Source organism: Streptacidiphilus sp. BW17, from assembly GCF_041262485.1.
Taxonomy (GTDB): Bacteria; Actinomycetota; Actinomycetes; order Streptomycetales; family Streptomycetaceae; genus Streptacidiphilus.
Genome location: NZ_JBGCCR010000026.1, coordinates 40,726 through 66,819, shown reverse-complemented (window position 1 = coordinate 66,819; position 26,094 = coordinate 40,726). Strand labels below are relative to the sequence as shown.

The 26,094-nt window shown below is 69.3% G+C and carries 26 protein-coding genes and 1 tRNA gene; 6 read left to right on the top strand and 21 right to left on the bottom strand.

What is annotated here, in order from left to right:
• Positions 1–49: 49 nt before the first annotated feature.
• From ABH940_RS26835 to ABH940_RS26780, 12 genes are all read right to left on the bottom strand, one after another.
• Positions 50–562: a GNAT family N-acetyltransferase gene (locus tag ABH940_RS26835; RefSeq protein ID WP_370106370.1), complete on the bottom strand. Its 513-nt coding sequence runs from the start codon at positions 560–562 to the stop codon at positions 50–52.
• Positions 559–1,218, bottom strand: coding sequence for a LuxR C-terminal-related transcriptional regulator (locus ABH940_RS26830; protein ID WP_370106369.1), 660 nt, complete (start codon positions 1,216–1,218; stop codon positions 559–561). The genes ABH940_RS26835 and ABH940_RS26830 overlap by 4 nt, the downstream gene beginning before the upstream one ends.
• Positions 1,215–1,916, bottom strand: a complete 702-nt coding sequence (locus ABH940_RS26825; RefSeq protein WP_370106368.1) for a hypothetical protein — start codon at positions 1,914–1,916, stop codon at positions 1,215–1,217. The genes ABH940_RS26830 and ABH940_RS26825 overlap by 4 nt, the downstream gene beginning before the upstream one ends.
• A 65-nt stretch (positions 1,917–1,981) precedes the next feature.
• A complete protein-coding gene (murC, locus tag ABH940_RS26820; RefSeq protein ID WP_370106367.1) occupies positions 1,982–3,424 on the bottom strand; it encodes a UDP-N-acetylmuramate--L-alanine ligase in 1,443 nt (480 codons plus the stop codon).
• A 185-nt stretch (positions 3,425–3,609) separates the two neighbouring features.
• On the bottom strand, positions 3,610–3,939 hold the full coding sequence (locus ABH940_RS26815; RefSeq protein WP_370106366.1) for a MazG-like family protein: 330 nt from the start codon (positions 3,937–3,939) through the stop codon (positions 3,610–3,612).
• A gap of 32 nt (positions 3,940–3,971) precedes the next feature.
• Positions 3,972–4,592 carry a dTMP kinase gene (gene tmk / locus ABH940_RS26810; protein ID WP_370106365.1) on the bottom strand — a complete coding sequence of 207 codons (621 nt, stop codon included), beginning with the start codon at positions 4,590–4,592 and terminating at the stop codon, positions 3,972–3,974.
• On the bottom strand, positions 4,589–6,091 hold the full coding sequence (locus ABH940_RS26805) for a radical SAM protein (protein ID WP_370106364.1): 1,503 nt from the start codon (positions 6,089–6,091) through the stop codon (positions 4,589–4,591). The genes tmk and ABH940_RS26805 overlap by 4 nt, the downstream gene beginning before the upstream one ends.
• Positions 6,048–6,881 carry a hypothetical protein gene (locus ABH940_RS26800; RefSeq protein WP_370106363.1) on the bottom strand — a complete coding sequence of 278 codons (834 nt, stop codon included), beginning with the start codon at positions 6,879–6,881 and terminating at the stop codon, positions 6,048–6,050. Before ABH940_RS26800 ends, ABH940_RS26805 begins: the two co-directional genes overlap by 44 nt.
• 105 nt (positions 6,882–6,986) lie before the next feature.
• Positions 6,987–7,856 (bottom strand): endonuclease/exonuclease/phosphatase family protein, encoded by an 870-nt coding sequence (locus tag ABH940_RS26795; protein WP_370106362.1) that lies wholly within the window; start codon positions 7,854–7,856, stop codon positions 6,987–6,989.
• 58 nt (positions 7,857–7,914) lie between these two features.
• Positions 7,915–8,460 (bottom strand): ATP-binding protein, encoded by a 546-nt coding sequence (locus ABH940_RS26790; protein WP_370106361.1) that lies wholly within the window; start codon positions 8,458–8,460, stop codon positions 7,915–7,917.
• Positions 8,457–8,627, bottom strand: coding sequence for a hypothetical protein (locus ABH940_RS26785; protein ID WP_370106360.1), 171 nt, complete (start codon positions 8,625–8,627; stop codon positions 8,457–8,459). The genes ABH940_RS26790 and ABH940_RS26785 overlap by 4 nt, the downstream gene beginning before the upstream one ends.
• 112 nt (positions 8,628–8,739) lie before the next feature.
• Positions 8,740–9,849: a methyltransferase domain-containing protein gene (locus tag ABH940_RS26780; RefSeq protein WP_370106418.1), complete on the bottom strand. Its 1,110-nt coding sequence runs from the start codon at positions 9,847–9,849 to the stop codon at positions 8,740–8,742.
• 338 nt (positions 9,850–10,187) lie between these two features.
• On the opposite strand from ABH940_RS26780, the gene ABH940_RS26775 reads away from it, so the two are divergent.
• On the top strand, positions 10,188–11,507 hold the full coding sequence (locus ABH940_RS26775; protein ID WP_370106359.1) for a DNA-binding protein: 1,320 nt from the start codon (positions 10,188–10,190) through the stop codon (positions 11,505–11,507).
• Here ABH940_RS26775 and ABH940_RS26770 read toward each other — a convergent pair whose 3' ends face one another.
• From ABH940_RS26770 to ABH940_RS26755, 4 genes are all read right to left on the bottom strand, one after another.
• On the bottom strand, positions 11,508–12,524 hold the full coding sequence (locus ABH940_RS26770; RefSeq protein WP_370106417.1) for an NAD-dependent epimerase/dehydratase family protein: 1,017 nt from the start codon (positions 12,522–12,524) through the stop codon (positions 11,508–11,510).
• Between the two features lie 85 nt (positions 12,525–12,609).
• The gene (locus ABH940_RS26765; RefSeq protein ID WP_370106358.1) at positions 12,610–13,461 is read right to left on the bottom strand and encodes a helix-turn-helix domain-containing protein; all 852 of its coding nucleotides are present in this window, start codon (positions 13,459–13,461) and stop codon (positions 12,610–12,612) included.
• 17 nt (positions 13,462–13,478) lie between these two features.
• Positions 13,479–14,009 carry a DUF6879 family protein gene (locus ABH940_RS26760; protein WP_370106357.1) on the bottom strand — a complete coding sequence of 177 codons (531 nt, stop codon included), beginning with the start codon at positions 14,007–14,009 and terminating at the stop codon, positions 13,479–13,481.
• Positions 13,984–14,244, bottom strand: coding sequence for a hypothetical protein (locus ABH940_RS26755; protein WP_370106356.1), 261 nt, complete (start codon positions 14,242–14,244; stop codon positions 13,984–13,986). Before ABH940_RS26755 ends, ABH940_RS26760 begins: the two co-directional genes overlap by 26 nt.
• Positions 14,245–14,487: 243 nt before the next feature.
• Here ABH940_RS26755 and ABH940_RS26750 point away from each other — a divergent pair, with 243 nt between their 5' ends.
• From ABH940_RS26750 to ligD, 4 genes are all read left to right on the top strand, one after another.
• On the top strand, positions 14,488–15,801 hold the full coding sequence (locus tag ABH940_RS26750) for a helix-turn-helix transcriptional regulator (protein ID WP_370106355.1): 1,314 nt from the start codon (positions 14,488–14,490) through the stop codon (positions 15,799–15,801).
• A 439-nt stretch (positions 15,802–16,240) separates the two neighbouring features.
• The gene (locus ABH940_RS26745) at positions 16,241–16,900 is read left to right on the top strand and encodes a helix-turn-helix domain-containing protein (RefSeq protein ID WP_370106354.1); all 660 of its coding nucleotides are present in this window, start codon (positions 16,241–16,243) and stop codon (positions 16,898–16,900) included.
• A gap of 104 nt (positions 16,901–17,004) precedes the next feature.
• Positions 17,005–18,564: a tyrosine-type recombinase/integrase gene (locus ABH940_RS26740; protein WP_370106353.1), complete on the top strand. Its 1,560-nt coding sequence runs from the start codon at positions 17,005–17,007 to the stop codon at positions 18,562–18,564.
• Between the two features lie 316 nt (positions 18,565–18,880).
• Positions 18,881–19,828 carry a non-homologous end-joining DNA ligase gene (gene ligD / locus ABH940_RS26735; protein ID WP_370106352.1) on the top strand — a complete coding sequence of 316 codons (948 nt, stop codon included), beginning with the start codon at positions 18,881–18,883 and terminating at the stop codon, positions 19,826–19,828.
• A 40-nt stretch (positions 19,829–19,868) separates the two neighbouring features.
• Here the strand turns inward: ligD and ABH940_RS26730 are convergent, their stop codons facing one another.
• Positions 19,869–20,144 (bottom strand): hypothetical protein, encoded by a 276-nt coding sequence (locus ABH940_RS26730; protein ID WP_370106351.1) that lies wholly within the window; start codon positions 20,142–20,144, stop codon positions 19,869–19,871.
• Between the two features lie 256 nt (positions 20,145–20,400).
• On the opposite strand from ABH940_RS26730, the gene ABH940_RS26725 reads away from it, so the two are divergent.
• A complete protein-coding gene (locus tag ABH940_RS26725) occupies positions 20,401–20,643 on the top strand; it encodes a hypothetical protein (RefSeq protein ID WP_370106350.1) in 243 nt (80 codons plus the stop codon).
• A gap of 13 nt (positions 20,644–20,656) precedes the next feature.
• On the opposite strand, the gene ABH940_RS26720 is transcribed toward ABH940_RS26725, so the two are convergent.
• The 4 genes from ABH940_RS26720 to ABH940_RS26705 all read right to left on the bottom strand — a co-directional run bounded on the left by ABH940_RS26720 (position 20,657) and on the right by ABH940_RS26705 (position 26,009).
• Positions 20,657–22,897, bottom strand: coding sequence for a hypothetical protein (locus ABH940_RS26720; RefSeq protein ID WP_370106349.1), 2,241 nt, complete (start codon positions 22,895–22,897; stop codon positions 20,657–20,659).
• A 535-nt stretch (positions 22,898–23,432) separates the two neighbouring features.
• Positions 23,433–23,506: transfer RNA gene (locus ABH940_RS26715), tRNA-Thr, on the bottom strand.
• Positions 23,507–23,581: 75 nt separating this feature from the next.
• Positions 23,582–24,271, bottom strand: a complete 690-nt coding sequence (leuE, locus tag ABH940_RS26710; RefSeq protein WP_370067204.1) for a leucine efflux protein LeuE — start codon at positions 24,269–24,271, stop codon at positions 23,582–23,584.
• 160 nt (positions 24,272–24,431) lie between these two features.
• Positions 24,432–26,009 carry an alpha/beta hydrolase gene (locus ABH940_RS26705; protein WP_370106348.1) on the bottom strand — a complete coding sequence of 526 codons (1,578 nt, stop codon included), beginning with the start codon at positions 26,007–26,009 and terminating at the stop codon, positions 24,432–24,434.
• Positions 26,010–26,094 lie beyond the last annotated feature (85 nt).

The window sequence follows — 26,094 nt, the reverse complement described above, 5'->3', positions numbered from 1 at the left end:
TCCTGGGGACGAGGGTCGGTGTGGGACGGTCGGTGGCTCTGGTGCCTCTTCATCGCCGCGGGGGCGGCGGGGGGCGCCAGAGCATGTTCGGGTCGCGGTCGTCGGTGAAGCCCAGGTCCAGGTACAGGGCCCGGCTGTCGGGCGAGGGCGTCAAGGCCACCGCGGCGGCACCCTGCTCGACCAGCCAGTCCCGTACGGCGGTGACGCAGGACCGGGCGTGCCCGCGGCGACGGTGCAGCGGGTCGGTGGCCACCGAGACGATCAGTCCGCGCCACGGGTCGGCTCCCGGCCGCGGCGGGTGGTGGTGCAGCAGTCCCACCGCGCAGCTGACCAGGTGCTGCTCGCCGGGGACCACGAACGCGGCGAAGCCCGCGTTGCCGAGGAGCTGGTCGCGGAACCAGGCGACGGCCGACTGCTTCCAGGTGCTGTCCGTGACGGGGTGCTCCGCGCTCAGCATGATCACGCGCAGGCGGGCGAGGTCCGCGGCGTCGGCCGCGGTAGCGCGGCGGCACCGTGCGGAAGCGTCACCGGGACCGGGACCGGGGCCGGGGTTCGGGGTCATCGGCGCACCTGCTGACTGGCTTGCACGACCGCCTCGGCGCACTGGTGGACCCGGTCGCGGGCCCACCCGTCGAAGGTGTGCTGCCGAGGCCAGCGGCGGCCCCGCCACAGGGGGGTGATGTCGCCGGGCTCGACCAGCCGGTGCGTCACCACCAGGGTGGCCAGGGTGGTGCGGTCGCTCGTGTCGAGCCTTCGGCGCAGGGCCATCTGGTGCCACTTCACACCGTCCAGGGAGAAGTGCAGCTGGTCGGCGATGGCCTGGTCACTCTCACCGCGTACCAGCAGCCGAATGATCTGCTTCTGCCGGTCGTTCAGCTCCGGTACGCCCCGGTTCAGCAGGGGCTCGACGTGGGCCGGGCACAGCAGACCGGCGGCGCTGACCGCGCTGGCTGCCTGGACGCGACCGTTGACGCGCAGCGTGCGGTAGATGCGGACCAAGTGTGTCTTGACGGTGTGCTCCGACAGGTGGACCAGCCGGGCTAGCGCGAGGTTGGGCAGGCCCATGGACAGCGGGCAGAGCAGATTGCGGTCGGTGCCGGACAGCTGGTGCTGGCCGGGCAGCACCAGCGGCCGGTCGGTCAAAGCCGTTGCCAGCACCGCCTGCTGCGGCCTGTGGGCGTGACCGCGGTGCGCCTGCGGCGCGGCGTGCGCGCTCATCGGGACCCCTCGCCGTCAGCGCCCGCCGGCAGCGCCCGGTGGCGGTCGAGTTCGGCCTCCAGGTCGACGATGGTGCAGCCGATCAGGCGCATGATCATCTGCGAGGCGATGGTCCAGCCGAGGCGGGGGTCGCCGTACTCCAGCTCGACTGGCTTGTCGGGCTGCAGGGAGTTGTCGGGGTCCAGGGTGTACTGCATTCCGAAGACTCCCCAGGGCTGGGGATCACGGACACGGATGGCGGTGCTCGACCGGCGCAGATGGGGGCAGCGCTGCACCGATACCTCGGCGCAGGGCAGGCACAGGGGCGGGTGGACCGTGCCCAGGGTCTCGGGCCAGCCCTTCCAGTCGCTGCGGCGGTTCTGGTCCAGGAACAGGACGCCCTCGCTGGTGACCGAGGGCGGGCCGGCGCAGACCTGGCACAGCAGCCGGGTCATGCAGCGGCGCTGTCGGCGCGAGTGGACTTTCCCCAGGTCCGGCACGCCGCGGTCACCGCTGCTGATGATGGCCTGCCGACGGTAGAGCGCACCGCCAGCGTCCCGGTCGCCACGGACGGCTCCCTCGAAGGTGAACCCGTCCCCGGGCAGCACCAGCAGTTTGGGAGCGAGCTCTACCTCGCGGCTCCAGGCCGTGATGTAGGGCACGGCCGCCTGCACGTCCCGCAGGTCCCTGCGGGTGCGCGGCGGTGTGGTGCTGGTCAAGGGTCCCCCTGGCGGATGCGAAGGAGCATGTCTTCGCGGCGGATGGTGAGTTGCTGGAGGCTCGGCTACCTGGCCCGGTCGCTGCTGTGGGCGAGGTGCTCCAGGATGGGCGGGCCCAGCGCGGAGACCGGTCCGGTGCCCATGGTCAGGACGAGGTCGCCGGGCTTGGCCAGCGCGGCCACCAACGCAGGCACCTCGTCTCGGTCGGCGACCAGGCGGGCCCGGCCCCGGCAGGCGTTGATGCGCTCGGCGATGCCCTGGCTGCTCACCCCTGTCAGCGCACTGGTGTTGGTGGAGTGCGGTTCCAGCAGCAGGACGTCGTCGGCAGCCGCCAGCGCGTGTCCCATGGCGGCCCCCAGGATCGCGGTGCGGGCCCAGCCGGAGGGCTCGAAGACCACGATCAGGCGCACGGCGGTGAGCGGGCGCACCGCGGCGAGGTCGGCTGCGATGGCGGTGGGGTGGTGGGCGTAGGAGTCGACGACGGTGACGCCGGCGGCCTGGCCGGTGACCGACAGGCGGCGCTCAATGCCGGGGAAGGCGGACAGGGCGTCGGCCACTGGCACGGCCGGGGCGCCCAGGGCGCGGGCGGCGGCGTAGGCGGCGACGGCATTGGCGACATTGTGCACACCGGGGACGGCGACCTCGAAGGTGATCTGGCCCGTGGTCTCGTCCAGGTCGTGGACGGCGACGACGCTGCTGCCGTTCGTGCGGGTTCGGACCTGGGCGATGCGCAGGTCCGCCGAGGGGTCGTCTCCGTAGGTGACGATGCGCTGGCCCGGTTGGGGCCGCTCGTGCAGGCGGGCGGTCAGCTGGCGGGCTCCGGGGTCGTCGGCGGAGACGATCAGCAGGTGGCTGCGGCGGCACAGCGGTTCGACCACGCTGAGGAGGTCGTTGCGGTCGACGTACGCCTCGGGGTGGTCGTCGTCCAGGTTGAGCACGACCACCGTGTCGGCGGACAGGTTCTCCAGGCTGCGGTCACTCTCGTCGCCCTCGGCGACCAGGACCTTTGCGTCCCGGCTGCCGCCGGAGGCGTTGTATCCGCCCAGGATCGCGCCCCCGCCCATCCAGGCGGTGCCGCCGCCCAGGGTGGTGGCGAGCATGGCGGTGACGGTGGACTTGCCGTGGGTGCCGGTGACCAGGACGGACTGCCCGGCGGCATCCAGGAGCTGGCCCAGGATGTGGGAGCGGTGGGCGGTGGGGATGCCGACGGCCCGGGCCGCGCGCAGCTCGGGGTTGGTGTCGGCGATGGCGCTGGAGTAGACCACGACCGAAGGGGTGGGCACCAGGTTGCTGGGGCAGTGCCCGATCTCGACGGGGATGCCGAGGTCCCTCAGATCCTCGGCGAAGGTGCTCTCGGCGATGTCCGAGCCGCGGACGGCGGATCCGCGCTCGTCCAGCGCGATGGCCAGCGCGGACATACCCGTGCCGCCGATGCCTATGAAGTACGGGCTCGACAGGTCCGCGTCCTCCTCGGCAGGAGGGACGGGACGGTAGACGGCGTCGGTCATCGGGCTCCTTGGGTGTGGGGTGCTGCGGGGACGTGCTGGCTGTCGGCGTGGGCCTGGGGGGCGCGTCGGCCGGTCCGGCCTTCTGGTCGCTGGCGGGGCAGGTTTCGGTGTGGAGGCCGGGTGGGGCGGTGCCCGGTCGACGATGGCCGGGCACCGCACCGTCCGGCCGTGGCCGGCGCGGATGGTCAGGTGTTCGGGGGTCGGTTCAGGGAGCGGTCGGCGACGTAGCCCAGCCGGGTGGCGAAGACCTTGCCGGCGTTGGGGTTGACGGTCTGCAGGGCGACCATGGCGGTGAGGATGACGTCGCACAGCTCGTTCTCGACGTGGTCCCAGTCGTTGGTCTGGCCCTTGCGCGGGTTGGTGCCCATCGCGCCGCTGACGGCCTGGGCGACCTCGCCGACTTCCTCGCTGAGCTTCATGAGGCGCATCAGGCGCTCGGTGGAGGGGTCGAGCTGGCTGTGGTCGTCCAGCCAGGCGACGAGTTCGCCGATGGTGTCCCAGGTTTCGGTGTCCATGCTGGTGCTGCCTTTCGGGTTGCGCGGATCAATCACGCTGCTGAGGTGGTCTGTTGGGCGAGGGCGCAGGCGATGGCTTCGGCGGCTTGCGCGGGAGTCAGCTGCCCGAGGTCCAGGACCAGGACGGGGATCTTCATCTCGCGCAGCAGGTCGGCGGCGCCGGTGTAGAGGTCGCTCTCGCGGGTCGGGGCGAGCGGGTCGCGGTCGAAGCGGTCGTGCATGCCGCGGGCCGCGATCCGCCTGGTTATCTCCTCCGGGTCGGCGGTCGCGATGACCGCCAGGTCCGGCAGGTCGGCCTCGGCGTGCAAGTCGAGGACGAAGTCGGGATCCACGCCGTCGAGCTGCTGCAGGACCAGCGAGGAGGCCAGGTAGCGGTCGCAGACCACGGTGAAGCCGCGGGCGAGCTTGGGTCGGATCTCGGCGTCCAGGTGGTCGTACCGGTCCGCGGCCACCAGGCACGCCAGGGCGTAGCCGCTGACCCCCTCGACGACCGAGCGGATGAACGCCCCGATCGGGTGCTTGGAGGGCTCACTGGTGTGGTGCACCGGCACGTCCCGGTCAGTGAGCAGTTCGGTCAGGGCGGTGGCCACGGTGGACTTGCCTACGCCGTTGGGCCCGTCGATGGTGACCAGCGTCCCCCGGGTGGCGTTCATGCCGCGGCCCCGGCGGGGTGGCGGCGGGCGTGCTGCTCGCGGGCGAGGTCGGCCAGGTGCCGGCGCAGGTCCGGCAGGGGGGTCTGGCTGAACTGGATTCCGACGGAGAACGCGAACTCGTCGCGCTGGCGCATCGCCTCGTCTGCGCCGTCCTCGGTCAGGTCCACGGCCGCGTAGTCCATCATCGCGGCCGGGTCGTGGCCCTCGGCGACCAGCTGGTCGTAGATCGGGCTGCCGGGGTAGGGCCGGAACTCGAACGCGCTGGCCCGGAACGAGCCTTCGAGTGCGTCGTCGAGGTCCCACAGCGCCCGGACGTGCCGGACGGTGGCCTCGAGGTCCTCGGTGCGCTCCCCGGGGTGGCCGAGGATGAGGTACCCCTTGACGTTGATGCCGCGTTCCATCAGCCGCCGGGCGACCGAGAGCGTCATCTGCGCGGTGATCCGCTTGTCCATCGCCTGGAGCATCCGGTCGCTGCCCGACTCGATGCCCAGGGCCACCTCGCCCAGGCCGTTGGCCTTCAGCGTGTCCAGCAGGGCGTCGTCGGCGCGGTGCAGGACGTTGATGCGCCCAGTGGCGTCCCAGAGGTAGCGCTCGCCGACCTTCTCGGCGGTGAAGACCTCGTTCGCTGCGCGGATGAAGCGCTCCACCCCGAGGAACAGGTCGTCGACGAAGCGGAACTCGGTCACCTGGTGGGCGGCGGACAGGTAGTCCAGTTCCGCCAGGATGCCCTCCGGCGAGCGGGTGCGGATCTTGATGTCCGGGTTCGCGCTGACCGCGGCCCCGCAGAACGAGCAGTCGTACGGGCAGCCCCGGCTGCCGACGATGTGGGCCTTGCGGCGCCCGCTGGACGCCAGGTAGGGGTCCTGGGGCAGGAAGCGGCGGTCCACCATCGGCAGGTCGTCGATTCCCGGTGCCAGCCAGTTCACCTCCTGCCGGCCGCGGGCGATGCCGACGGCCGGGGTGCCGAGTAAGCGGTCGCGCCACATCACCCCGGGCAGTTCCACGCGCCGGTCCGCGTCGCCGAGCAGGGCGGTGGCGCGCAGTTCGCCCTCCCCGATCACCAGGGCGTGCAGGTTGGCGAACCTCGGGTCGGCCAGGACCTGGTGGGGCATGGCCTTGGCGTGGTGGCCGCCGACCATCAGCAGGATGCCGGGGTCCAGCAGGGAGGCGATGCGGGCGGACAGGGCGTAGGTGGGGGCCAGCAGGTTCATCCCCACCCAGCGCGGCCGGGCCCGGTTGATCAGCGCGGCGGTTTCCTCGATGCCCAGGCCCGCAGCCTCGGCGTCGAGGAGACCGACGTTGAAGCCCGCCTGGTCGGCGTGGGTGGCGATGTAGGCCATGCCCAGGACGGGCAGCGTGTAGTCCGTGGTGCGCGCCCGCAGGGAGTAGTCCCGCAGCGGGGCGTTGACGCACAGCAGGTCCAGCGGGTGCGCCGGGTCGTGGCCGCGGATCAGGTCAGGTGCGTGGTGCCGTGCCTCCGTGGTGCTCGGTGCGGACATGGCTCCCCCAGGAGAGTGTCAGAAGGGTCAGTGCGTGCAGTTGGCGAGGGCCGCCGGCGGTAGCCCGCCAGGCGGCTTCGAACGTCTTGTCAGTGCTAGGCCAGTCGGCTTCCGGGGCGGCCTTGGCCGCCCAGGTGCGGACGGCCAGGTCCCCGTGCGGGTAGACCGAGAAGTCGCCGGTGAAGTCGGCGGCTGCAGCCTTGGCGGTCCACGGGCCGATCCGGGGGATGGCGTCCAGCGCCTCGACGAGTTCGGCCGCCGGCAGGGCCGCCCAGGTGACGCCGTGCTCCAGGTAGGCGCGGGCGGCAGCCAGAAGGGCGGTGCGGTGGAACGCGGCACCGGCGGCCTTGAACTCCTCCTCCGGCAGCTCCAGGACGCGCTGCGGCTGCGGGACGGTCGACAGCCGTCCGACGGTGGTGTCCAGAGTCTCGCCGTGCAGCGAGCACCAACGCGCATAAACGATCTTGGCCTGGGCGGCGCGGACCACCTGGCGCAGGATCGCGGTGCTGACCGCGTCCCACAGCGAGGGGTTCGAGACGCGCTGCACAGTTCCCAGCCCTGCAAGCTCCCGGACGAGGGCCGGTTCCGTGGCCGCGGGAAGCTGCTCGCAGCTGACGCTGTCGACATGCGGCTTCACGTCCTCGCTGCCGGCCACGCAGGTCAGGCCCAGTCCCTGCTTCGGGCTCCAGGCCGCCAGCCAGGTCCCGGAACCGGTCTTCATGAGACGGGCGCGTCCGCCGGGGTGCTCGACCCAGGCGGGATGCTCGACGGTCAGTGAGGTGGCGGCCATGCTGATCTCCTGTAACTCCCGGTGGCACAGAGTCAGGAGCGTAGGGGCTGGTCTCGGTGCGGCGCGGGTAGTCGGCGGTGATTCCGCCGAACGGGCAGCCCGGCGTCATGCGTCACCGCCTTGTGCGTCGTGATTCGGGCTGGCCGAGGCCGTCCATGGCGACCTCATCGGCGCCAGGGTGACCTCGGCCAGTTGGGGCAGGTGATCGCTGGCGGTGCGGGTGAGATCGTTGTCGATGACCCAGGCACGGTCCGCACGTACGGCGGCGTTGGCCAGGATGAAGTCGGAGCGGTGCAGCCAGCGCTCGGAGCCGGGCCAGTGCCCGACCGTGGGCGCGCCGGGCCCCGCTCCAGCGGCCGGGGCGGCGGCGTCGATCCAGCCGGCGTGCAGCAGCAACTGCATGGCCCGGCGGTCCGAGTCACCAGGCGTGCCGTCGGGGTTGGCCAAGCGGTGACGGGAGTGCAGGTGGGCTGGAACGGTGCCCCAGTCGGGGTCCTCGTCGCCGAGGCCCGGGGTGTTCAGGTCACCGAGCGCCAGTGCTGGCTGGGTCGAGCCCGCGTACTCGGTGAACCACCCCGCCTCCTGCAGCCGCTTGCCACCGTCGAAGGGCGCGAGATGGGTGGCCAGCACCGTGAACGGCTGGCCGCCCGGAGCCTCGAACTGGCCTCGTGCCAACGTATGGTGGAACGTGTGTTCGGCCGCGTCCGGCTTCCAGCCAAGACAGGACAGCCGCGACGGGCGGTAGTACACGACGACGTGGCAGCCGTGGCTGGACGAAGGTGCCAGCAGCGGCACCATGCCCAGCAGACGGCCAAGCGTCCACATCCGGTAACCGTCCTCGGCGTCCCAGTGTTTGGCCTCCTGTACTGCCAGCAGGTCGAGTCTTTGCTCGTCCAACATCGAGCTGATGCTGGTGAAAAGCTCAGCTCCGCCACCGTTCATGACGTTGTAGGTGCCGATGCGCAGCTCGCTCATCTCGTTCACCTCCGTTGGGGTTGGGGTGCCCGGTCCGCCAGGAGCCGGGCACCCCGGATCAGCTGGCAGCAGCCAGGGGGGTGATGAGTGGTCGCGGTCGCATCGCGCGCAGCCGAGTGGCCAGGTCGCGCAGATGGAGGTGGGGGCTGCCGTCGCGGCTGACTTGCTCGCAGGCTGGTGCCGGGTGTGCCCGGCGGCCGAGGGTCAGCTGGAACCAGACGATCTTGCCGCCGGGGATGGGGTACCAGCCGGATGCGTCGGCCAGCGTCTCGATGAGGAACATCCCGCGCCCTCCGAGCGACAGCGACCCGGTGGTCTCGACCGGTCGGGCTGGCCCGCGGGAGTTGCCGTCCATGACGGCGAAGGTGACCGCATCGCCACCGGCGCTCAGCACGGCCTGCAGATCACCATCTGAGCCTCCGTGCCGGATGGCATTGGTGACGGTCTCGCTGACCAGCAGCTCGAAGTCCCCGCCAGCTCCCTGGCGGCTGGCGTCGTACCCCCACGAGGCGAGAAGGTCTCTCACGCGTTGGCGGGCAGCGCCTACCTCGGAGGCATCCCTGGAGAGCTTCCAGCGCTCCTCGGTCGATGTCGTGCCCGTCATCGCTGCACCGCCGTGTCGGTGGCCTCCTGGAGGGCGGGCGGTGCTGGCTCCGGCTCGGAGTGAGATGCGCCGGGGGGCACGGCGTTGGTCTCGTCGGCGGCCGTGACTTCGGCGCGAACAGGTTCCTGGCCGAAGGACTTTGGAGGGAAGTACGGAGTGGGGGTCATGGCTTTCTCCTGGCGGAAGAAGGGGGTGGAGCCGCTGCCCAGCCGGGGACGGGGTTCCACCGGCCGGGCAGCGGGGCTATGGGGCGTCTGGACGGGACCTGACTCAGAGCCGCTATCCGGGCGTGCGGCCAGGCAATGGGTTCACCGGGTCGTCCAGCCAAAGCTGGTGTTCTCCGTCAGGGGTGACGGTTAGACCGAATTGTTCGATGCTCGGCTGGCCCTGAGCCTCCCACCAGCCATGCACGGCGCTGACTTCGTCCCACAAACGCCGGGGTCCTGCCGAGGCCACAGCATGGGGAGCCTCCCAGTCGGCCCAGCGGCAGTGCGCATAGCTGGTTCCGTCCCACACCTCGGTCCGCGCGGTCCCCCACTTGATCGGGTCGTACCATGCATCGGCAGTCCGTACGCCGGGCAAGATCAAGCCCGCCGCGAAGGTCGCGACGTGTGCCCCTAGCGCCTTTGTTGGGTCGACGGCTGAGGGCGAATACTCAATGCCCTTGGGAACGTTGAAGGTCCCCTGGGCAGGTCGCTGGGAGCGGATCCACATGAACGAGACGTCTTCCACGAATCTGCCAGCCGCGGATCCGTCCTCGTGCACGACCAACTTAAGTAGCGCCCCGTTGCACAGAGTCGTCCCGAAAGGAGTGACGATGACGCCGCCGGGGCGGGTCTGTTCGATCCAAGCCTGCGGTACCTGCTGGACGGAGGCGGTGCTGTGGATACGGTCGTACGGGGCATCGTCGGCGTGGCCGGCGTAGCCGTCGCCGAGAACCGTCCGCGGTTTGACTCCGGCGCGGGCCAGGTGCTCGTGCGCGGCCTGGGCAACGGCTTGGTCGACCTCGATCGTGGTGACCGCGTCGTCTCCCAAGAAGGCGGTGAGCAGGGCAGACGTCCAGCCAGTGCCGGTGCCGATGTCCAGGACTCGCATACGCGGCTGCACGTCTAGGTGCCGGAGCATGAGGGCCACAACTGTCGGCATCGAGCTTGAGCTGGTGGGGATCCCAGGGCCGTTTGGTTCGCCGTCGTCGAGTTGGGTCACCAACGGAGCGTCGGAGGTTACCAGTTCGGCCCAACGCTCGGGGTCCGCTGCCTTGTCGATCCACTCCTCGCCGGTATGGATGCGGTCTGGGGTGAAGTCCATCCGAGGTACTGCGAGAAACAGCGGCCCCCAGTCGGCCGGGAGACTGCCGGCGCTGATCAGCGCAGCAGTCAACTTCCGCATGCTCACTGGATCAGTCCTCCTCGTCCGGGTCGGCAATGCACATGCGCGGGAACCCGAGCACCTGGCCGCTGCGTCAAACGTGGCGGGTGGGAGGCCACCCGCTCAACGAACTTGCACGGTCTTCCACTTGAATCACCCCGCTGGGTGGTTCGCCCTACGGTGGCAGCGCTTTCAAGCCACCGCGATACCAAGCCTGCGGACATCTGAGGCCCGTTCAGGTGTCCTGCGGACATGAGCGGACACTTCGCGGACATCTGGCCCGAAACCCTGGAGAAGTTGCGGCGTGCCGGGGTATTCAAGGGAGGACGCGGGCGAAGCCTCGGGAAGGAGCAACTGGCGTGGAGAATCACCGCACACTCCTGTCCCAGCTCGCCGAACGCTTGGGGCTCACCGCCCACGAGGCGTTCGAGGCCGAGTTCAAGAAGAAGGCCGCCGAGCTATGCATCCGGACCGGCGACCGGGCATACCTGACGGAACTCGCCGACGCGCGCCGGTGGCGCCGATGGCGCAATGGCGAAGTCACCACCATCCAGGGCCTGTCCGCCGCGATCATCGTCGCGATGTTCGGTCGGACCGTGCCCGAGCTCCTCGGACCACCTCCCAGCGAAGTACCGCCGGCTCAAAAGCACTTGATCGACGAGAGCGAACTTCTCATGACTGCACACGACGCTTCGGACCGCGCAGGCTCTTTCGCATCTCACCGAGTCTCCCCGATAGCCCTCGAACAGCTCCAGGACGACCTCACCCGCCTCGCCCGCACCTACGGCACCAATCCTCCGGTTACCGTCTACTTGGAGGCACGCCGCCTCCACAGCCAGATCTCGACCCTTCTCGACCAGACCAGCGTCCCGGCCCAGTCCCAGGACCTGCACTTCGCCGCCGGCGTCGTCGCGGCGCTGCTGTCCCAGGTCTGCTTCGACCTCGGCTCCCGGCTAGCGGCCACGGAGTTGGCGCGAGCTTCGCGGATGCACGCTGACGTCATCGGACACGGCCCACTCCAGGCGTTCGCTGACGGCACGCTGGCCCTGCTCGCGTACTGGGACGGCGCTCCTGAGCGAGCCGTCCGCGTACTCCAGCGATCGCAGGACATCCACCTCGGTGGCGCGGGCGCGGTGCGCCGAGCCTCGATCGCCGCTCGCGCCTACGCCCACCTCGGAGACGCAGTCTCCTCTCGGCGGCAGTTGGCCTTGGCGGCCGAAGCAGACCGCGATCAGCGAGACGACCTGCACGACGGGCTCGGGGGCGAGTTCGCATTCCCCGAGCAGCGTCGTCTGCTGTCTGCTGGCAGCGCGTTGCTGAGCCTGGGCGATGCGCAGGGCGCGGCGGACAGCTCGGGCCAGGCACTGGCCGTGGTCCGCGCCATGCCCGCCGGGCAGCGACCAATGAAGGTCATGGGCGAAGCCGCAGCCGACCAAGCTCTGGCCAGGCTCCTCCTTGGCGACCTCGACGCTGCCGCCGAATCCCTGGCTGTCGTGTTCGAGGTCCCAGCCGAAGTACGGGTCGATGGCCTGGTCCAGCGCATCCGCCCCGTGCGCGAGGCGCTGAGCCGGCCGCCGTTCCGCGGCACCGGTTCAGCGCGTGCCCTCGCGGAGCGGCTGGAGTACATCGCGCTGGAGAGCGTGCCAGCGCTCATCGGGGAGCAGCCCGCCCTCGGCTGATCAGGCTCCGATCACGGCCAGCAGCTGCTGCTCCTTGTCAGGGTCCAGGCCGTGGTCGGACGCACGGGGGTGTTCTACCGGGCGGCCGTCCGCACTGAGCCACGCCCAGGTGTCCCGCACAGTCTCCTCCAGTGGGCGTGCGCGGAAACCGGCCTCGACAGCGGTGGTTGCGTCAACCTGCCAGACTCCGGCGTGGGTGCGCCATAGCGGAATCTCCGTCCACTGCCGCACCCCGTGCCGGACCAGGAATTCGTCCGGGGCCCACACCAACGACCCCCGACCGCCAGTCACCGAGAGGCAGCTGGCCAGGAACGCTCCCATGGTGTCGCGACCGATCGGTGCGGCGAGGTTGTGCACCGCCTGGCCAGTCGCAGCAGCCTGGTCCAGCAGGAACCCTGCGACGTCCCGCACGTCGATCGGCTGGATGGTCTGCTCGGATCGGCCCGGGGAGAGAATCAGGCCGCCACGCGCTGCGCGGCGCAGCCAGTAAGGAAGCCGACCGACATACTCCCCAGGGCCGAGGATCACCCCGGGGCGCAGGATCGCGCTGCGTTCGGGGCCGAAGGCGGCAAGTACCGCGCGCTCCGCTCCAGCCTTCTGGCGCCCGTAGTGGAGGTTCGGGCCGTCAGCGCCGGCGGGCATGCGACCGTAGTCCTCGTCGGCGTCAGCGGGGCCGTCCAATATCGGGGACTCGGCGGTCAACCGATGGTCCGGCCAGCCCTGGTAAACCGACACAGTAGAGACGTAGACGTACCGGTCAGCGCTGTCCGCCAGGAGCTGGGTGCCCAGCAGGACATCCCGCGGCGCCATCTCCGAGGCGGAAGTGTCCACGATCGCATCCCAACGCCCATGCGCGGCAAGCGCTTCCAGGTCCCGTGCATTTGTGCGGTCCCCCCGGACGACCTGCGTACCGGGCACATCGACTGCGGATCTACCACGGTTGAAGGTCGTGACCTCCCAACCGCGCGCCAGAGCGCCCTCTACGACAGCCTTGCCCAGGAACCAGGTCCCACCCATCACGGCGATCCTCATGGCCCTGATCCTGCCTGGCCGAAGACGGGTTCGGCTACTACCCCCTAAGCTCGGCGATTTTTACCGACCGTCAGTGCAGTTCTCGCATGGCATGGCGGATCAGCGCTTGGGCCGGCGGCCCATAGACAGCCATGCGTCCCAGCTCCAGAAAGGCTCGCTCGTACAGCCGGATCTCCTGCGGCGAGGTGACGTTGATCTCCGCGGTGAGGGTCTCGACGACCACCCGGGTGTTGTCGAACAGGTAGAAGGCTTCGAGGGGCCACATGATGCTGCGGTCTGCGGCGAACGGGATCACTCCGAGAGCGACCGAGGGCAGCCGGGCCACGGTCAGCAGGTGTTCCAGCTGATCGATCATCGTCGCCGGGCCGCCGAGGCTGTACCGCAGGACTGTCTCCTCCAACAGTACGACGAAGCGTCGCCCTCCCTCGTGGAGGAGTTGGGCGCGCTCCCCGCGCGATGCGACTGCTTCGTCGATGTCGTCCGGGATGTCCTCGAAGCGGACGAACGTCTCGAACATGGCCCTGGTGTAGGCGGCGGTCTGGAAGAAGCCAGGGAGGACGTTGGAGCAGTAGACGCGCTCGACGCCGGCCTGCTCGCTCAGGGCGAGCGTGGCCTCCTGGATGTGGCGGAGACCCGAGCGCTGGCGACGGCGCCACTCGACGTACAGCTGGTCGGCGGCCCGGTTCGCGGCAATCAGGTCGGGTGCCATCTGCGGCTGTCCACAGGCTTGGCACCAGGCGCGGATGTCCTGGTCGGATGGCGGGATTTTGCCGTGCTCCATCCGGGAGGTCTTCGCTGCGCTCCACTGGCACCGCTCGGACAGGATGCGGGCGTTGATCCCTGCGTCTCTGCGCAGGTCGCGCAGGGCCAGGGCAATCCGGTCGCGAGCGGCCTGCGCGCCCGAGTGAGGTGAACTTGCCATTGCTCAGTGGGATGGGTTCAGTGGACCTGGTACTCCTCGTGGGGCGTGGCTCGGTCCCAGACTGCTTCGAAGGCGTCGGTGCACATCTTGATCAATTCGGGTTCGTAGCGCAGCTCGACTGGCGGATCGGCCAGGCCGCCGTCGCCGGTCCAGTGGTTGAACAGGACGGTATGGGCATCCAGCACCCAGAAATCGTTGCCCGGCAGGCACAGGTCGGATGCCTTGCTGCGGGGAAGCCAGCGGACCAGCTCCCCCGCAGCGAGGTTCGTGACGGTGACCGCGTGGAGCCACCGGGTGTAGTCGGTCACCGGCTCGGAGACGATGCGCGCCCGGCGCAGGACGACTCCGCGGGCGGTGGCGTCGCGGGCGATGTCCGTCCAGGGCCGCCACCCGTCGGAGTCCGGGTCGATGTCGGTCTGCCCGGTTCGCTTCCACAGGTCGACCTCTTCGAGTTCGCCGGCTACTCCGTAGCTGTCGCGCATCTCCAGGTGAAGGGCCTGAACGTGGGCGGTCTGGAAGAAGTCAGGCCACTGGAACCCGCTCGACATCGTCACATGCCTTCCGAAGGGCCGGCGCCAGGCGGGCCGGGATGATGATGACGTCCTCACCCTCGGGGATACCGGGTTCGTGGTTCGGCGCCGGGGTCTGGACGACCTGGCGGCGCAGTTCCTCGCTGGCCTTCCATCCCTGGATGACGATGTCGTTGGTGTCGGGGTCGATCCACACCGTCGGCGAGCCGGTGCCCTTGGTGTCGGGGTCGATCCCGATGAACGTTAGAGCCATGATTCCTCCTGGGTCCAAGGTCTTTCACGGTCTTGCAGGCATTCACTCCGAGGTGGACGCTCATCTACGGCGCGCGACTGCGGGGCCGTTGTGGGAGCAAAACGATCGACTTCGGCCAGAGCTTGCCTCCGCCTGATCAGTTAACGGCACCTCCCCTGCTGAAAACAGCCGTTGGCTGTAGTCCCGGTGTAGTCCCGGGCCTTGAAGCCGTACGGTGCGAGCGGGCCGATGATGGGATTGGCTATGGACGGCGCGATTCACCACCCCCTTGCGTATGCGCGGATCCAGCAGGGCTGGACGAAGGCCGAGCTGGCCCGCCGGGTCCGGCAGGCTGCTGTCGTCCGCGGCCTCCGCTCCGGCGTAGACCGGCAGAGAACGTGGAAGTGGGAGACCGGCCGTGCCGTGCCGGACCGCGAATCCCAGGTTCTGCTCGCTGCCGTCTTCGGCGTCGACGTCAACGATGTAGAGCGGCACGGCTGGCCCGACTGGCTACCGGGCCGCGACGAGCCTCTACCGCTTGGCGCGCCCTACACCGTGCAGGCACTGAGAGAGGCGCTGAGGACAGCAATGGACCGCAGGAATTTCATGACCCTCGGCGCGCTGGCGCTGACCGGATTAGCAGCCCAGTGGGCAACGCTGGAGCCCGGCCGACTGACCACTGCCCTAGCCGGGAAGTCCACGGACGCCACGCTGGTGGACTGGCTTGAGAAGACAACGGCGGGGCTGAGCACCATGCCGACCGAGCAGCGCCAGTACACCGCCCGCCTTCTCGACGCGCACCTCGAAACCGTGACCGATCTGATCGAGCACAGCCGCTACACGACGCGTACGGGCCTTCGTCTCCACGCCTTGGCAGCAACCCTGGGGACCACGTGCGGGTGGTACCGCTTCGATCAGGGGCAGCATTCGGCGGCTGGCAGGTTCTGGACTGGTGCACTGCAGTCCTCGCATGCCGCCGGAGACAGGGACTTCGGGGCCGGCGTGATCTCCGACTTCGCCTATCAGGCGATCTGGCTGAACTCCCCGCAGCTGGCAGGCGACCTGCTGGGCCTGGCGCTGTCGCGGGCGACCCACCCCACAGCCAGGTCGCTGCTGCACCTGCGACGGGCTAGGGCGTTCGCCGCGATGCACTCGGCGGCGGCGTGCCAACGGGAGCTGACTGCGGCGGAGCGTGACCTCGATGTCAGTGCCAGTGATCCGGCGCCAGCCTGGTGCGGGTGGATGAGTCCAGCTGACCTGATGGTGGATTCAGGGCAGTGCTTCCTCGACCTGGGGCGTACAGGCGAGGCCCAGAACCGGATCAGAGAAGGTATCGCCCTGCTTCCGCGCAGTCGGGACAAAACGCGAGGAATCTTCCTCACCTACCAGGCCCGCAGCTTGCTCCAATCCGGCGATGTGGAGGAGGCTGCCGTGGCGGCCGGCGAGTCCTTGGAGCTGGCCAATCGAATCGGCGCGGAGCGCAGCGTGTCGCTTCTGCGGGACCTGTCGCCGCAGTTCACGCGCCACACCAAGGTCGGCAGGGTGGGGTCGCTCATGGAGGATCTTCGCGCTAGCTGACAGCACGGAGGCCAGGAGGTTCGAAGGGCTCGACGCACACGGCGGCCAGTGATCCGGATTTTGATGGTCCGATCTCTAAGCTGCCCGGTGCTCCGATGGAGTGCTGAATGGAGCCTTCTGCTGGTAGTCGAAGCCGAGCAGTGCGCAGACCTCCACAGTAGCCACACGGAAGCCGTTCCCCGCTCGAAAGACCCTGGCCGGGTACTTGCCCCTCCGGGCCAAGTCGTAGCCGACGGTCCTGCCGATACCCAACGCAGCGTTGGCGACAGCGAGGCTCACGGCGGGCGGGCTGGCGAGGAGATCGTCGATTGTCACAGAAGGCTGCTCGCCGCCCTGCATGCTCGTCCCCACGACATTGCTCCCCTCGTCGTTGTTCTCTGTGGGAGAACTTGTATCACGACTTTCCCATGGGACCTAGATCGGGGTCTACGATGTCCCCATGGACAACGAAGAGTGGCAGCGAGCCCTCGTGGCTCGCAGCGGCGCCGCAGTGAAGCACCGCCGCACCGAGTTGGGACTCACCGGACAAAACGTTTGCGATGCGTGCGCCGAGCTGGGGTTCGCGATCACGCCGAGCACGCTGTCCAAGTTGGAGCGCGGAGCGCGGCCAGCATCCTCCTTCGGGGTGATCGAGTGCCTCGCACTCGCCAAAGCTCTGGACATCGCCCCCGCACTGTTGATCTTCCCCGTGGCACACACCAGTTCCAGCGTGGAGATCGGCACCGGACAGGAGTTCTCCGCCTGGGAGGCAACAGCGTGGCTCACCGGTGAGACCGCAATGGCTTCGGATCCCGCCCCAGGAACCCCTCGCGGGCACCTGGAAGCGCTTCGCGCACATGGCCGAGCGCTCCAGGCTGCCCTGTCGTCGACTCACCAGGCCGGGGAGCGGCGTCGGCGAGCCATGCGGGAGCGCGACGATACAAAGCGCGCACAGCTGACGCAGGCTGCCGATGCCTACGAGGGGCTCGCCCGTCAGGACTACGACGAGCTGAGCGAAATCCGCGATCTCATGCAGGCCAACGGCCTCAATCCTCCTCCACTGCCGACGGAGCTGGTGTTCATGGACACCACGGCCCCAGCACCGGACGGTGACGCGTGAAGGGATACGTCAAGAGGCGCTGCTCCTGCCGGAACCCCGAGACTGGGCGGAACTGGGGTGACTCCTGCCCGAAGCTCACCGGGCGCCGCCACGGCACCTGGTTCGTGAACCACGAGCTGCTCCCCGGCCCCGGGCTGGAGCGCCGGCGCTTCCGCCGCTCCGGCTTCGAGACCTCGACAGCGGCCTCCGAAGAACTGAGCAAGGTGGTCACGCTCCTCGCCCTTCCCAAGGAGGGCAACACCATCGCACTGGTAGCCATCTGCGATGTGCTGGCTCTGTGTGCGAAGAAGGGCAAGCCCCTCCCAGAGGCGACTGAGATCCTCGCCCTGCTGTCCATCGCCGATGACCAGGACGATGAGGCGATGGAGGCCGTCTGCCAGCTGGTCGTCTCCTGCTTCGAGTCGGGCTCGCCCCTTCCGCAGGCTCAGGACGTCAAGCGGCGTCTGACTTCGGATCAGGCCCTAGACCGCGACATGACCGTCGCGGAATGGCTGGACGAGTGGCTGAAGGACAAGAAGAAGAGCCTGCGGATCGGCGGGTACACCCGTTACGAGTGCGACGTCCGAGTCCATCTGAAGCCGCACCTGGGGCATATCAAGCTCAACAGGCTGGGCGTCAAGCAGATCAGCGCCATGTTCGACGCCATGGACGAGGCCAACCTGCTGCGAGAGCTGGAGAACAGGTCCAGGCGTGCTGCCCTCGATTACTTGGCGACGATTCCCTGGAAGGGGTTGGAGAACCGGGCTCTGCGCAAGGAGCTGAAGGCGGCCATCGCAGAGATGCCGCCGTTCCGGCGCCCGACTTCCTCGGCGACTCAGCCCCATATCCGGGCCACGCTGAGGGCTGCGCTCAACGTAGCGATCGGCCGGCGGGTGGTCGAGAACTTCAACCCCGCCGTATTCGTCGAGCTGGCCGAGCGGCCGTCGCACAAGGCGCTGATGTGGACGGAGGAACGCGTCCTCGCCTGGCAGGAGACCGGCGTCATCCCCTCCCCCGTCATGGTCTGGACACCGGAGCAGGTCGGCCGGTTCCTGGACGCAGCAGAGAAGCATCGGCTCTACATGCTGTTCCACCTCATTGCCTTCCGCGGGCTTCGCCGGGGTGAGGGATGCGGCGCCGGGTGGGCCAAAGTCAACAGGCGTACGCGGATGCTCAGCGTCGAGACGCAGCTGGGGACCGTCGCGGGGAAGGTCATCGAGGGCGTGCCGAAGACCAAGGCTGGGTTCCGTCAGGTCGCCCTGGACGCGGAATCGCTCGACGGCTTGGATCAGCACAAGCGTCTGCAGACACGGGAACGGCTGGCGGCTGGCGACAAGTGGGTCGATAGCGGCTACATCTTCACGGAGGAGGACGGGTCTCCACTGAATCCCAATGCCGTCTCCGACCTCTTTCAGCGGCTCATCAAGGAGTTTGGCCTTCCCCCGATCCGACTTCATGACCTGCGGCATGTAGCTGCGACCCTCGCCCTGGCCGCCGGGGTCGATATCAAGATCGTCTCGGAGATGCTTGGCCACTCCACAACTGCTATCACCCGCGACATCTACCAGTCCGTGCTCGACGAGCTGTTCCATGCCGCCGCCGAGGCCGTCGTTGCGCTTGTGCCGCGCGCCCGCCGCCAGACCAGCCAGGACGTTACCAGCGATGCCAGTCTGGCCTCCGCCTGAACCGCGGTCCTCTCGGGTCCTGATCGACGTCGGCCCGGGGTCGCCAGCGGCCGGCTCGGTCCGCTCGCGCTCCCGCCCCGGTTGCCCACCACCTCCACCCGCTCGTGGCAGGTCAGCTCCTCATCGTGGACAACGACCGCGTCGGCCACGGCCGACTGCCCGCACTCACTGACCGCCCCGAGGGATACACCAACCCCCCGCATCGCGGTGCGCCGTGGCGATCCTCCCCTTACGCCACGGCGCACCGGCGCTCGGTCAAGCCTGGACGAGCTGCGTCCGAGGTGCCCGACCGCCTGGCGCGGCTGACCATGGTCGTATGGTTCGCGATACTCGGCTTCCCCTGGTGCAGCCAATGCTGGCCAGCACCGGGAAGATGCCCGTGCGTCTGGAGGAGTGGGCGCTGGAGATCAAGTTCGACGGGGCCCGCGCGATCTCCTACCTGGACGGGACCGGTCTGCGAGTGCTCACCCGCAGCGGGAACAACACCACCGCCCGCTACCCCGAACTGGACGAGCTTCACCAACTGCTGGGCGGGCGGAACGCGATCCTGGACGGTGAGGTCATCGCCACGGACGCGTCAGGGCGGCCCTCGTTCTCGAGCCTGCAGCAGCGGATGATGCTGACCCGCCCGCAGGCCATCCGAACGACCGCCTCCCGGATCCCGGTGACCCTGATGGTGTTCGACGTCCTCTGGCTCGACGGGCGCTCGACTACGGGCATGAGCTACCGCGGGCGCCGCGAGGTGCTGGACTCCCTACCGCTGCAGGGCGAGCACGTCTTGGTCCCGCCGGCGTGGCCCGGCACCGCCGCCGAAGAGGCCCTGTCCTTCACACACGACCAGGGCTTGGAAGGCGTCATCGCCAAGCGCCTCGCGTCGCCTTACAGCGAGGGAGCGCGCTCCAGGGACTGGATCAAGCGCAAGCACCAGCGGACCCTGGACGTGTGGATCTGCGGGTGGGTTCCGACCGGCAACACCGTCAAGGCTCTGCTCCTGGGGGTACCCGACGACGACGGGTTGCGCTACGTCGGAGCAGTCGGCACTGGCTTCTCCGAGGCGGAGCGCCGGGCTCTGGCCGCGCTGCTGGAGCGCCTGGCGGCGCCGGCCTCGCCGCTGACGTCCGGCCCGACCCCGGGCCGCGGGAGCCCTGTGCGCTGGGTACGCCCGCTGGCGCACGGTGAAGTGGAGTACCTGGAGTTCACGAAGGAGGACGGAGTGCTCAGGCACCCCGTCTGGAAGGGTCTCCGCGGCTCGCTGGGAGAGTAGCGAGGGTAGAGACCGGAGCTCGTTCTGAGCGTCCGGCCAGTCAGCTCGCCGGGCTAGTCCGCGCCTCTGCTGCGGAGAGCATGTCGGCCGGGCCAGTGGCGCGTTCCTCGGTGGTGACGAGGGCCGCTGCGGCGGCCAATTCGTCGGCGGCCAGGCTCAGCTCGCCAGCGACGTCGACCAGCACGGGCCAGTCCCCCGCCTCGGCGGCCCGGGTGACTTGGTCGACCAAGCTGGTGGTGTGCGCGTAGGAGGCGGCGAGCCGCTGGCCGCCCTCGGTGAGGTCGGGGGTGCTGGCGGCGGCAGGTTTATCGCTCATGCGTTCCATGGTCCCGTTGCACCCAGGCAGCGGCAGTCCGGCGCCATCCTTTCGGGTGGCTAGGCCCGGACGCAGCTGCGTCCCGACCTGGGGTCTGCCTCAGATTTCGCGGCCACATGGCTCGTCAGCCTCGGTCAGTCGCACGCTGCCACTCCGAGCCGAAAGAATCGAACGTGTGTACGATAGTGCTATGCGCACGGCTCTCCCTCATCCCCGAACCGGCCGCCGAATCCATGGGAGCGACCCTGGGGACGCGATGCCCGCACCAGCAGCGCTGCTGACCGGGCCGGGCCGAACCTGGCCAGCGGAAGCCCACTGGGCACGGGCACAGATCCGCGTCGGCGGACAGTGGCGATCCGCCCGGATCGAACGTTGGCGGCTACGGCTGGGCAGCCTGCGCTGGTCGGCGGAGGTCACCTGGCAGGACGAAGAGGGCCGTGCCGTCAGCGGGTGGTACCTATGCCATCCAGCCGGCCTGCGCCTGCGCGACGGCTGGTAGCTGCCGCGCGGCCCTACGCCTCCTGGTCGGCGGCCTCGGGCTCACGTACCGCAACGTCGAAGCCTCCGAGAAGGCTCGACAGAAGCTCCGCGACACCGTCCCGGTGCTCGCTCAGCGCCCAGGAGAGGGCTTCGAGGTGACCGGGGACCGGGGCGGCGCCGCCGGAGGCGGTTTTCAGGATCCGCGCCACCTGCCCGCGGTTGACGGGCCTGTCCTTCTCGATCAGCGCGGCCAGGTCGGCCATCGCAGCACGCAACCAGCCGAGGCCGTCGGCGGCGGTTGCTGGGACGGGCTTGTGCGCGGCCGGGCGAAGGTCAGCCTGGTCCAGGACCTCCAGCTCCAGCCCTGCCGCTTCGCACAGGTCCCGCGCGGTGTTCCGGACGGCCTTGTCGACCGGGGTGACCGAGGCGAGCAGGTGGACGTCGGCGCCGAGCCGCTCGCTCAATGCGATGTCCCGCCGGAGCTGGGCATCGTCGAACTCCGAGGCGCTGGTCTTCACTTCCCCGGAGAGGACCTTGCCGTCCCAGATGCCGAAGATGTCCACCTCCTCCTGGCTACCGTCGGCGAAGGTGACGTCGGTGCCGGGGAGGAAGTGGGAACGGGGCTTGCGTCGGCGAAGCTCGGCGATGACGAGCAGATGCGGCAGCAGGCCGTTGTCACTTGCCCGGTCGGTGAAGCTGTCGAGCCGGTAGTGAACGGCGGCCGACGCGCCACCGGACTGGTAGGCGGACACGGCACCGCACCCGGGACACTGCGGCGAGCCGCTGGTCTGGCTGAGCGGAACGAACGACCGACTGGCGCACGAGGGGCAGGCGCTCTCCAACCCGCGCTCGGCCCAGCCCAGCGCACACAGCCGTTCCAGCGCAGCCGCTCGGTCCTCTGTCCTAACGTTCGGCAGTTTGTCAGCGGGCAGATAGCGCCGCTCTGACCGACCACCCCATGTGGCGGCCAGCTCGGCGAGGTCGGCGTCGGGGCTACCGTCGGCCCGCAGTTCCTGCAGACGCTTCATCAGTTCCTTGGACCGCGGCGTGGTCAGGGCGATGGCCGCCTCGTAGACACCGGGTTCCAGAAGCGCGGAGCTGTCGGCGCGCTCTGCCAGGGCCGTCCCTAGCCGTCCCGCTGAGGACGGCTGGTGCGCAGCGGCGACATCGTCCAGAAGCTGCTCCGTGGCCTGCGGCAGCAGGGGGAAGTTCATCTGAATGGCGAGCTGATGGCTCATCGGGAGGAACGCGAGCTGCAGCTTGCCGTCCCGCCACTGGCCGTCGGGGTGGACGAGCCGGGCGATGGACGGGCGGGCAGGCAAGCCGAGCAGGGGCTCACCCCAGAACCTCACGAGAGCCCCAACAGAACCGTTGAACCGCACAGGCTGGACAAAGCGCAGGGTGCTCGGTCCCTCGGCGAAGACCTGCACGTCGAAGGACGTCGGCACTCCGTAGTGGCGTTCGAGGCGCACCCAGTCCCACGGGTCCACGTCCGTCCGGAAGGTGAACGGGGAGGTTCGGGCTGGCGGTGCGGGGATACGCACACCGGTCCGCGGCTCCTCGTCGCTGGGCTCAAGGCCGAGCACCGAGGCGAGTTCCAGCAGCTGCTCGGGCGATGCCGAGCGGCTGACCAGGGCCACGTCGGGCGCGAACTGGCCGGGTCGTGAGCCCAAGAGATGGGCCACCTGCTTGGGGAACTCCAGCCAATGCTTGACCGCGTCGGCACCGGGCAGCATGAGCATCGGCATATCGATCGTGTCCACCTGCCGCAGCGCTCTGGTGTTCCAGAAGTCGAGGCTGTCCGCCAGCACGTCCTCCTGGGCGACCCACAGCACCAGCGGGGTGTGCCCCGGAGTGGTGCTCTGGTAGTCGCCGAACTGCTCGATCGTGCCTTGGATCCGGGTGTCGTTCCGCAGCTGGTAGCGGCCGAACTCGTCCTCCCGATCACTTACTCTGGCATGCTCGCGATGGCTCGGCTCCACACCGCCGGCCGCAGCTAGCTGCCACAGCGGCCCGTTGGGGCTCGCCGCGATCGGCGCATACGCTCGATCCGTGAACTCCCTGACTCCGTCCGGGGAGCACGTGAACACCACCGTGTGCTTGCGCATGTCAGCAAGAGCGACGACGGGCAGCCCCAACCTCGACGCGATCTCCTCGGCCGCCAGGGGATCGGCATCGACGTTAACGAGCGCCTCGACGTCGGCGATGCGGACGGCCTGCTCGTGCTGTCGGGACAGACCCGACCCCGAAGCTTCGACGATGGGCTCAGTCATCCCGCCCCATCGACTGCTGGCCAGCGTTACCGCAATGCGGAACCCAGCGTCGCTGCCGGCCGCGATCAGGTAGGCCGCCCTGGAAGGCAGGACAGCGGCTTCCATCGCGGCCTGTCCGAGATATCTCCTCGAATTCACAGCCCCCAGCCTCTCACCGCCAGTGCCCAGCGCGGCACGAATTGGCCCAGCACTTCAAGCGCAGGACTGGTCGGATTCCTCGGGTCCGCAATGCGGGTGCTCACGCACTGCACGTCGAGGGAAGCAGCCCGCCCGAGATTGCTCAGAGTCACGAAGTGCAGTGTGCCGGCTGCGCCACCGGACCTCTGTCAGCACCAGCTCGGAGGCGAGCTGCCCCCGCACAGGATCGCCGCACCCACCCCTTTTCAGCACACCGCCGGACACCCTTCGAACGGCCGTCTGGTCGCGCGGCCTCCCCATGGTCTCCCTATGACATATACACGCCCAGGAGCCCGCGCCTCGTGATCTTGAAAATGACAAAGCCCCAGGTCAGTGGCCTGACTTGGGGCTTATCCGGAGCCGCCTTCGGGATTCGAACCCGAGACCTACGCATTACGAGTGCGTTGCTCTGGCCAACTGAGCTAAGGCGGCGAACGGGGATTAGTCTACACAGCCCCGAGGGGTGCTCCCGCACAGGTTTTGATCACAGCATGATCAACCACCCGATCAGCCCGCCGAGGCGGTGGCCAGCTTCGCGGCGAAGCCGATGAAGAGGGCGGCCACGCCCGTGGTGAGGCCGGCGGAGAGCCGGCGGCGGGAGCGGAAGATCGCGGCGAGCCGGTGACCCGCGAGGATCAGGGTGGTGAGGTAGAGGACGCTGAAGATCTGGATCGTGCCGCCGAGGATGGCGAAGGAGAGCGCCGGGCGCGCGTAGGACGGGTCGACGAACTGCACGAAGAAGGAGAGCAGGAAGAGGATCGCCTTCGGGTTGAGCAGGCTGATCACCAGCGCGCGCCGGAAGGGGGAGCGCTGTTCGGCCGCCGGGTCCTCCTCCACGGCCGTCATCGCCTCAGCCGTCGCCGCGTCGGTCTCCCCGGCCGCCGGGGCGTTGCGGTCCCGCCACAGGTCGCGGGCGGCGCGGAGCATGCCCCAGCCGATGACGAGCAGGTAGACCGCGCCGATCAGCTTGACCGCGTCGAAGATCAGTCCGTTGGTCCGCAGCAGCGAGGCCGCGCCGAGCGAGGTGAGCGTGATCAGCGTGGTGTCGCCGAGGAAGACGCCCGCTGCCGCCCGGTAGCCGGTGGCTATGCCGCTGCGGGCGGCGACGGACAGCACGTACAGCGAATTCGGCCCCGGCAACAGGACGATCAGCAGAGCGCCGGCGACGTACGTCGAGTAGTGGATGACTCCGAACATGGTCGGCGACCCTCGCCTTCTTCCGGTCTTCCGGCCTCGGTGGCCAGGACAGAACCGGTGCCCCGCACGAGGCACCTCGGGACAGGATCGTTGACGGGGGTTGGTCCTGACAACTCTCGGGACCAACCCCCGTCACGCCAGGAGATCGCGCTCAGCCGCCTCAGTGGCAGACGGTGCCCTTGGCCGGGACCGTGCCGCGCAGGAGGTAGTTGTTCACCGCCTCGTCGATGCAGCTGCTGCCGCGCGCGTAGGCGGTGTGGCCGTCGCCGTCGTAGGTGAGCAGCGAGCCCGTGCTCAGCTGGGCGGCGAGGCCCTGGGCCCAGGCGTACGGGGTGGCCGGGTCGCGGGTTGTGCCGACGACCAGGATCGGCGGGGCGCCCTGGGCCGCGACGGTGTGCGGCGAGCCACTCGCCGGGACCGGCCAGTAGGCGCAGCTGAGGCCGCCCCAGGCCAGGCTGGCACCGAACAGCGGGGAATCCTTGGTGTAGGTGGCCAGCTGCTGCTGGACCTGTGCCGGACTGGTCGCGGCGGCCGGCAGGTCGAGGCAGTTGACCGCGGAGTTGGCGTACATCAGATTGCTGTAGCTTCCGTCGGGACCGCGCTCGTAGTACTGGTCGGAGAGCGCGAGCAGCTCCTTGCCGTCGTTGTTGCCGATGGCGTCGGAGAGCGCCAGCCGCAGGTCGGGCCACTGCGTCTGGTCGTACATCGCGGAGATCACACCGGTCATCGCCAGCGCCGAGCCCAACGTCCGGCTCTGACCGGTCGGCAGTGGCTTGGCCTCGGCCGCGTTGAAGAAGGCCGTCAGCTTCTGGCCCGCCTGCTGCACCGTGCCGTTGCCGAGCGCACAGCCCGGCCGCTTGACGCAGTCCGCGGCGAAGGCGTTGAAGGCCACCTCGAAGCCGCCGGCCTGCTGACTGTTGAGCTGGAACGCGTCGAGCGACGGGTTCATCGCCCCGTCCAGCACCATCGTCCCGACCTTGGACGGGAAGAGACCGGCGTAGGTGGCACCCAGGAAGGTGCCGTACGACTTGCCGAGGTAGTGCAGCTTGGCGTCGCCGAGCAGGGCCCGGAAGACATCCATGTCGCGGGCCGAGTCGACCGTGCTCACATGCGCCAGCAGCTTGCCGGAGCGCTGCTGGCAGCCCTGTGCGAAGGACTTGTCCGCCGCCACCAGCTTGTCGACACCCGCCTGCGTCGTCGGCGTGGTGTCGACCTCGGTGTAGGCATCCATCTGACTGTTGCTCAGACACGTGACAGGGGAGCTGCGGGCGACGCCGCGCGGGTCCAGCCCGACGATGTCGTACGCCGCGCGGACCACCGGCGGGAAGGTCTCGGCCGCGTACTCGGCGTAGTCCACCGCCGAGCCGCCCGGACCGCCGGGGTTGACCAGCAGCGAGCCCTGCCGAGGGACGCCCTGCCCGGTCGCCTGCTGGCGCGCCGCCGAGAGCGTGATGTCCCCGGCCGACGGGTCGGCGTAGTCGAGCGGGACCTTGAAGGTGGTGCACTGGAAGCCGGCGTCGCACGACGTCCAGCTCAGCTTCTGGCTGTAGTAGCGCTGCAGGTCCGCCGGGACCGCCGTGGGCAGTGGCGCGAGCGGCGTGACGCTGTTCGACGCGGTGTCGCCGGAGGGAGCGCTGACCGCCGTCCCTCCGCCGGTGGCCCCGGTCGAGGACGGCGACGCCGAGCCGGAGGAACTGCAGCCGGCCACGCCCAGCATCGCGAGTCCGATGACGGTCATGGCTGCGACGGCCCTGGGGGCGCGCGTTCTCTTCATGCTCTTCCCAAACTGGCGAGTGGAGAGTGACAGGTGACAGGTGACGTGT

Coding starts and splice junctions, on each gene's coding strand:
- ABH940_RS26835 (WP_370106370.1), bottom strand. CDS start 562: ATGACCCCGAACCCCGGCCCCGGTCCCGGTCCCGGTGACGCTTCCGCA.
- ABH940_RS26830 (WP_370106369.1), bottom strand. CDS start 1,218: ATGAGCGCGCACGCCGCGCCGCAGGCGCACCGCGGTCACGCCCACAGG.
- murC (WP_370106367.1), bottom strand. CDS start 3,424: ATGACCGACGCCGTCTACCGTCCCGTCCCTCCTGCCGAGGAGGACGCG.
- ABH940_RS26815 (WP_370106366.1), bottom strand. CDS start 3,939: ATGGACACCGAAACCTGGGACACCATCGGCGAACTCGTCGCCTGGCTG.
- tmk (WP_370106365.1), bottom strand. CDS start 4,592: ATGAACGCCACCCGGGGGACGCTGGTCACCATCGACGGGCCCAACGGC.
- ABH940_RS26805 (WP_370106364.1), bottom strand. CDS start 6,091: ATGTCCGCACCGAGCACCACGGAGGCACGGCACCACGCACCTGACCTG.
- ABH940_RS26800 (WP_370106363.1), bottom strand. CDS start 6,881: ATGGCCGCCACCTCACTGACCGTCGAGCATCCCGCCTGGGTCGAGCAC.
- ABH940_RS26795 (WP_370106362.1), bottom strand. CDS start 7,856: ATGAGCGAGCTGCGCATCGGCACCTACAACGTCATGAACGGTGGCGGA.
- ABH940_RS26790 (WP_370106361.1), bottom strand. CDS start 8,460: ATGACGGGCACGACATCGACCGAGGAGCGCTGGAAGCTCTCCAGGGAT.
- ABH940_RS26785 (WP_370106360.1), bottom strand. CDS start 8,627: ATGACCCCCACTCCGTACTTCCCTCCAAAGTCCTTCGGCCAGGAACCT.
- ABH940_RS26780 (WP_370106418.1), bottom strand. CDS start 9,849: ATGCGGAAGTTGACTGCTGCGCTGATCAGCGCCGGCAGTCTCCCGGCC.
- ABH940_RS26770 (WP_370106417.1), bottom strand. CDS start 12,524: ATGGGTGGGACCTGGTTCCTGGGCAAGGCTGTCGTAGAGGGCGCTCTG.
- ABH940_RS26765 (WP_370106358.1), bottom strand. CDS start 13,461: ATGGCAAGTTCACCTCACTCGGGCGCGCAGGCCGCTCGCGACCGGATT.
- ABH940_RS26760 (WP_370106357.1), bottom strand. CDS start 14,009: ATGTCGAGCGGGTTCCAGTGGCCTGACTTCTTCCAGACCGCCCACGTT.
- ABH940_RS26755 (WP_370106356.1), bottom strand. CDS start 14,244: ATGGCTCTAACGTTCATCGGGATCGACCCCGACACCAAGGGCACCGGC.
- ABH940_RS26750 (WP_370106355.1), top strand. CDS start 14,488: ATGGACGGCGCGATTCACCACCCCCTTGCGTATGCGCGGATCCAGCAG.
- ABH940_RS26745 (WP_370106354.1), top strand. CDS start 16,241: ATGGACAACGAAGAGTGGCAGCGAGCCCTCGTGGCTCGCAGCGGCGCC.
- ligD (WP_370106352.1), top strand. CDS start 18,881: ATGGTTCGCGATACTCGGCTTCCCCTGGTGCAGCCAATGCTGGCCAGC.
- ABH940_RS26730 (WP_370106351.1), bottom strand. CDS start 20,144: ATGAGCGATAAACCTGCCGCCGCCAGCACCCCCGACCTCACCGAGGGC.
- ABH940_RS26725 (WP_370106350.1), top strand. CDS start 20,401: ATGCCCGCACCAGCAGCGCTGCTGACCGGGCCGGGCCGAACCTGGCCA.
- ABH940_RS26720 (WP_370106349.1), bottom strand. CDS start 22,897: ATGACTGAGCCCATCGTCGAAGCTTCGGGGTCGGGTCTGTCCCGACAG.
- leuE (WP_370067204.1), bottom strand. CDS start 24,271: ATGTTCGGAGTCATCCACTACTCGACGTACGTCGCCGGCGCTCTGCTG.
- ABH940_RS26705 (WP_370106348.1), bottom strand. CDS start 26,009: ATGACCGTCATCGGACTCGCGATGCTGGGCGTGGCCGGCTGCAGTTCC.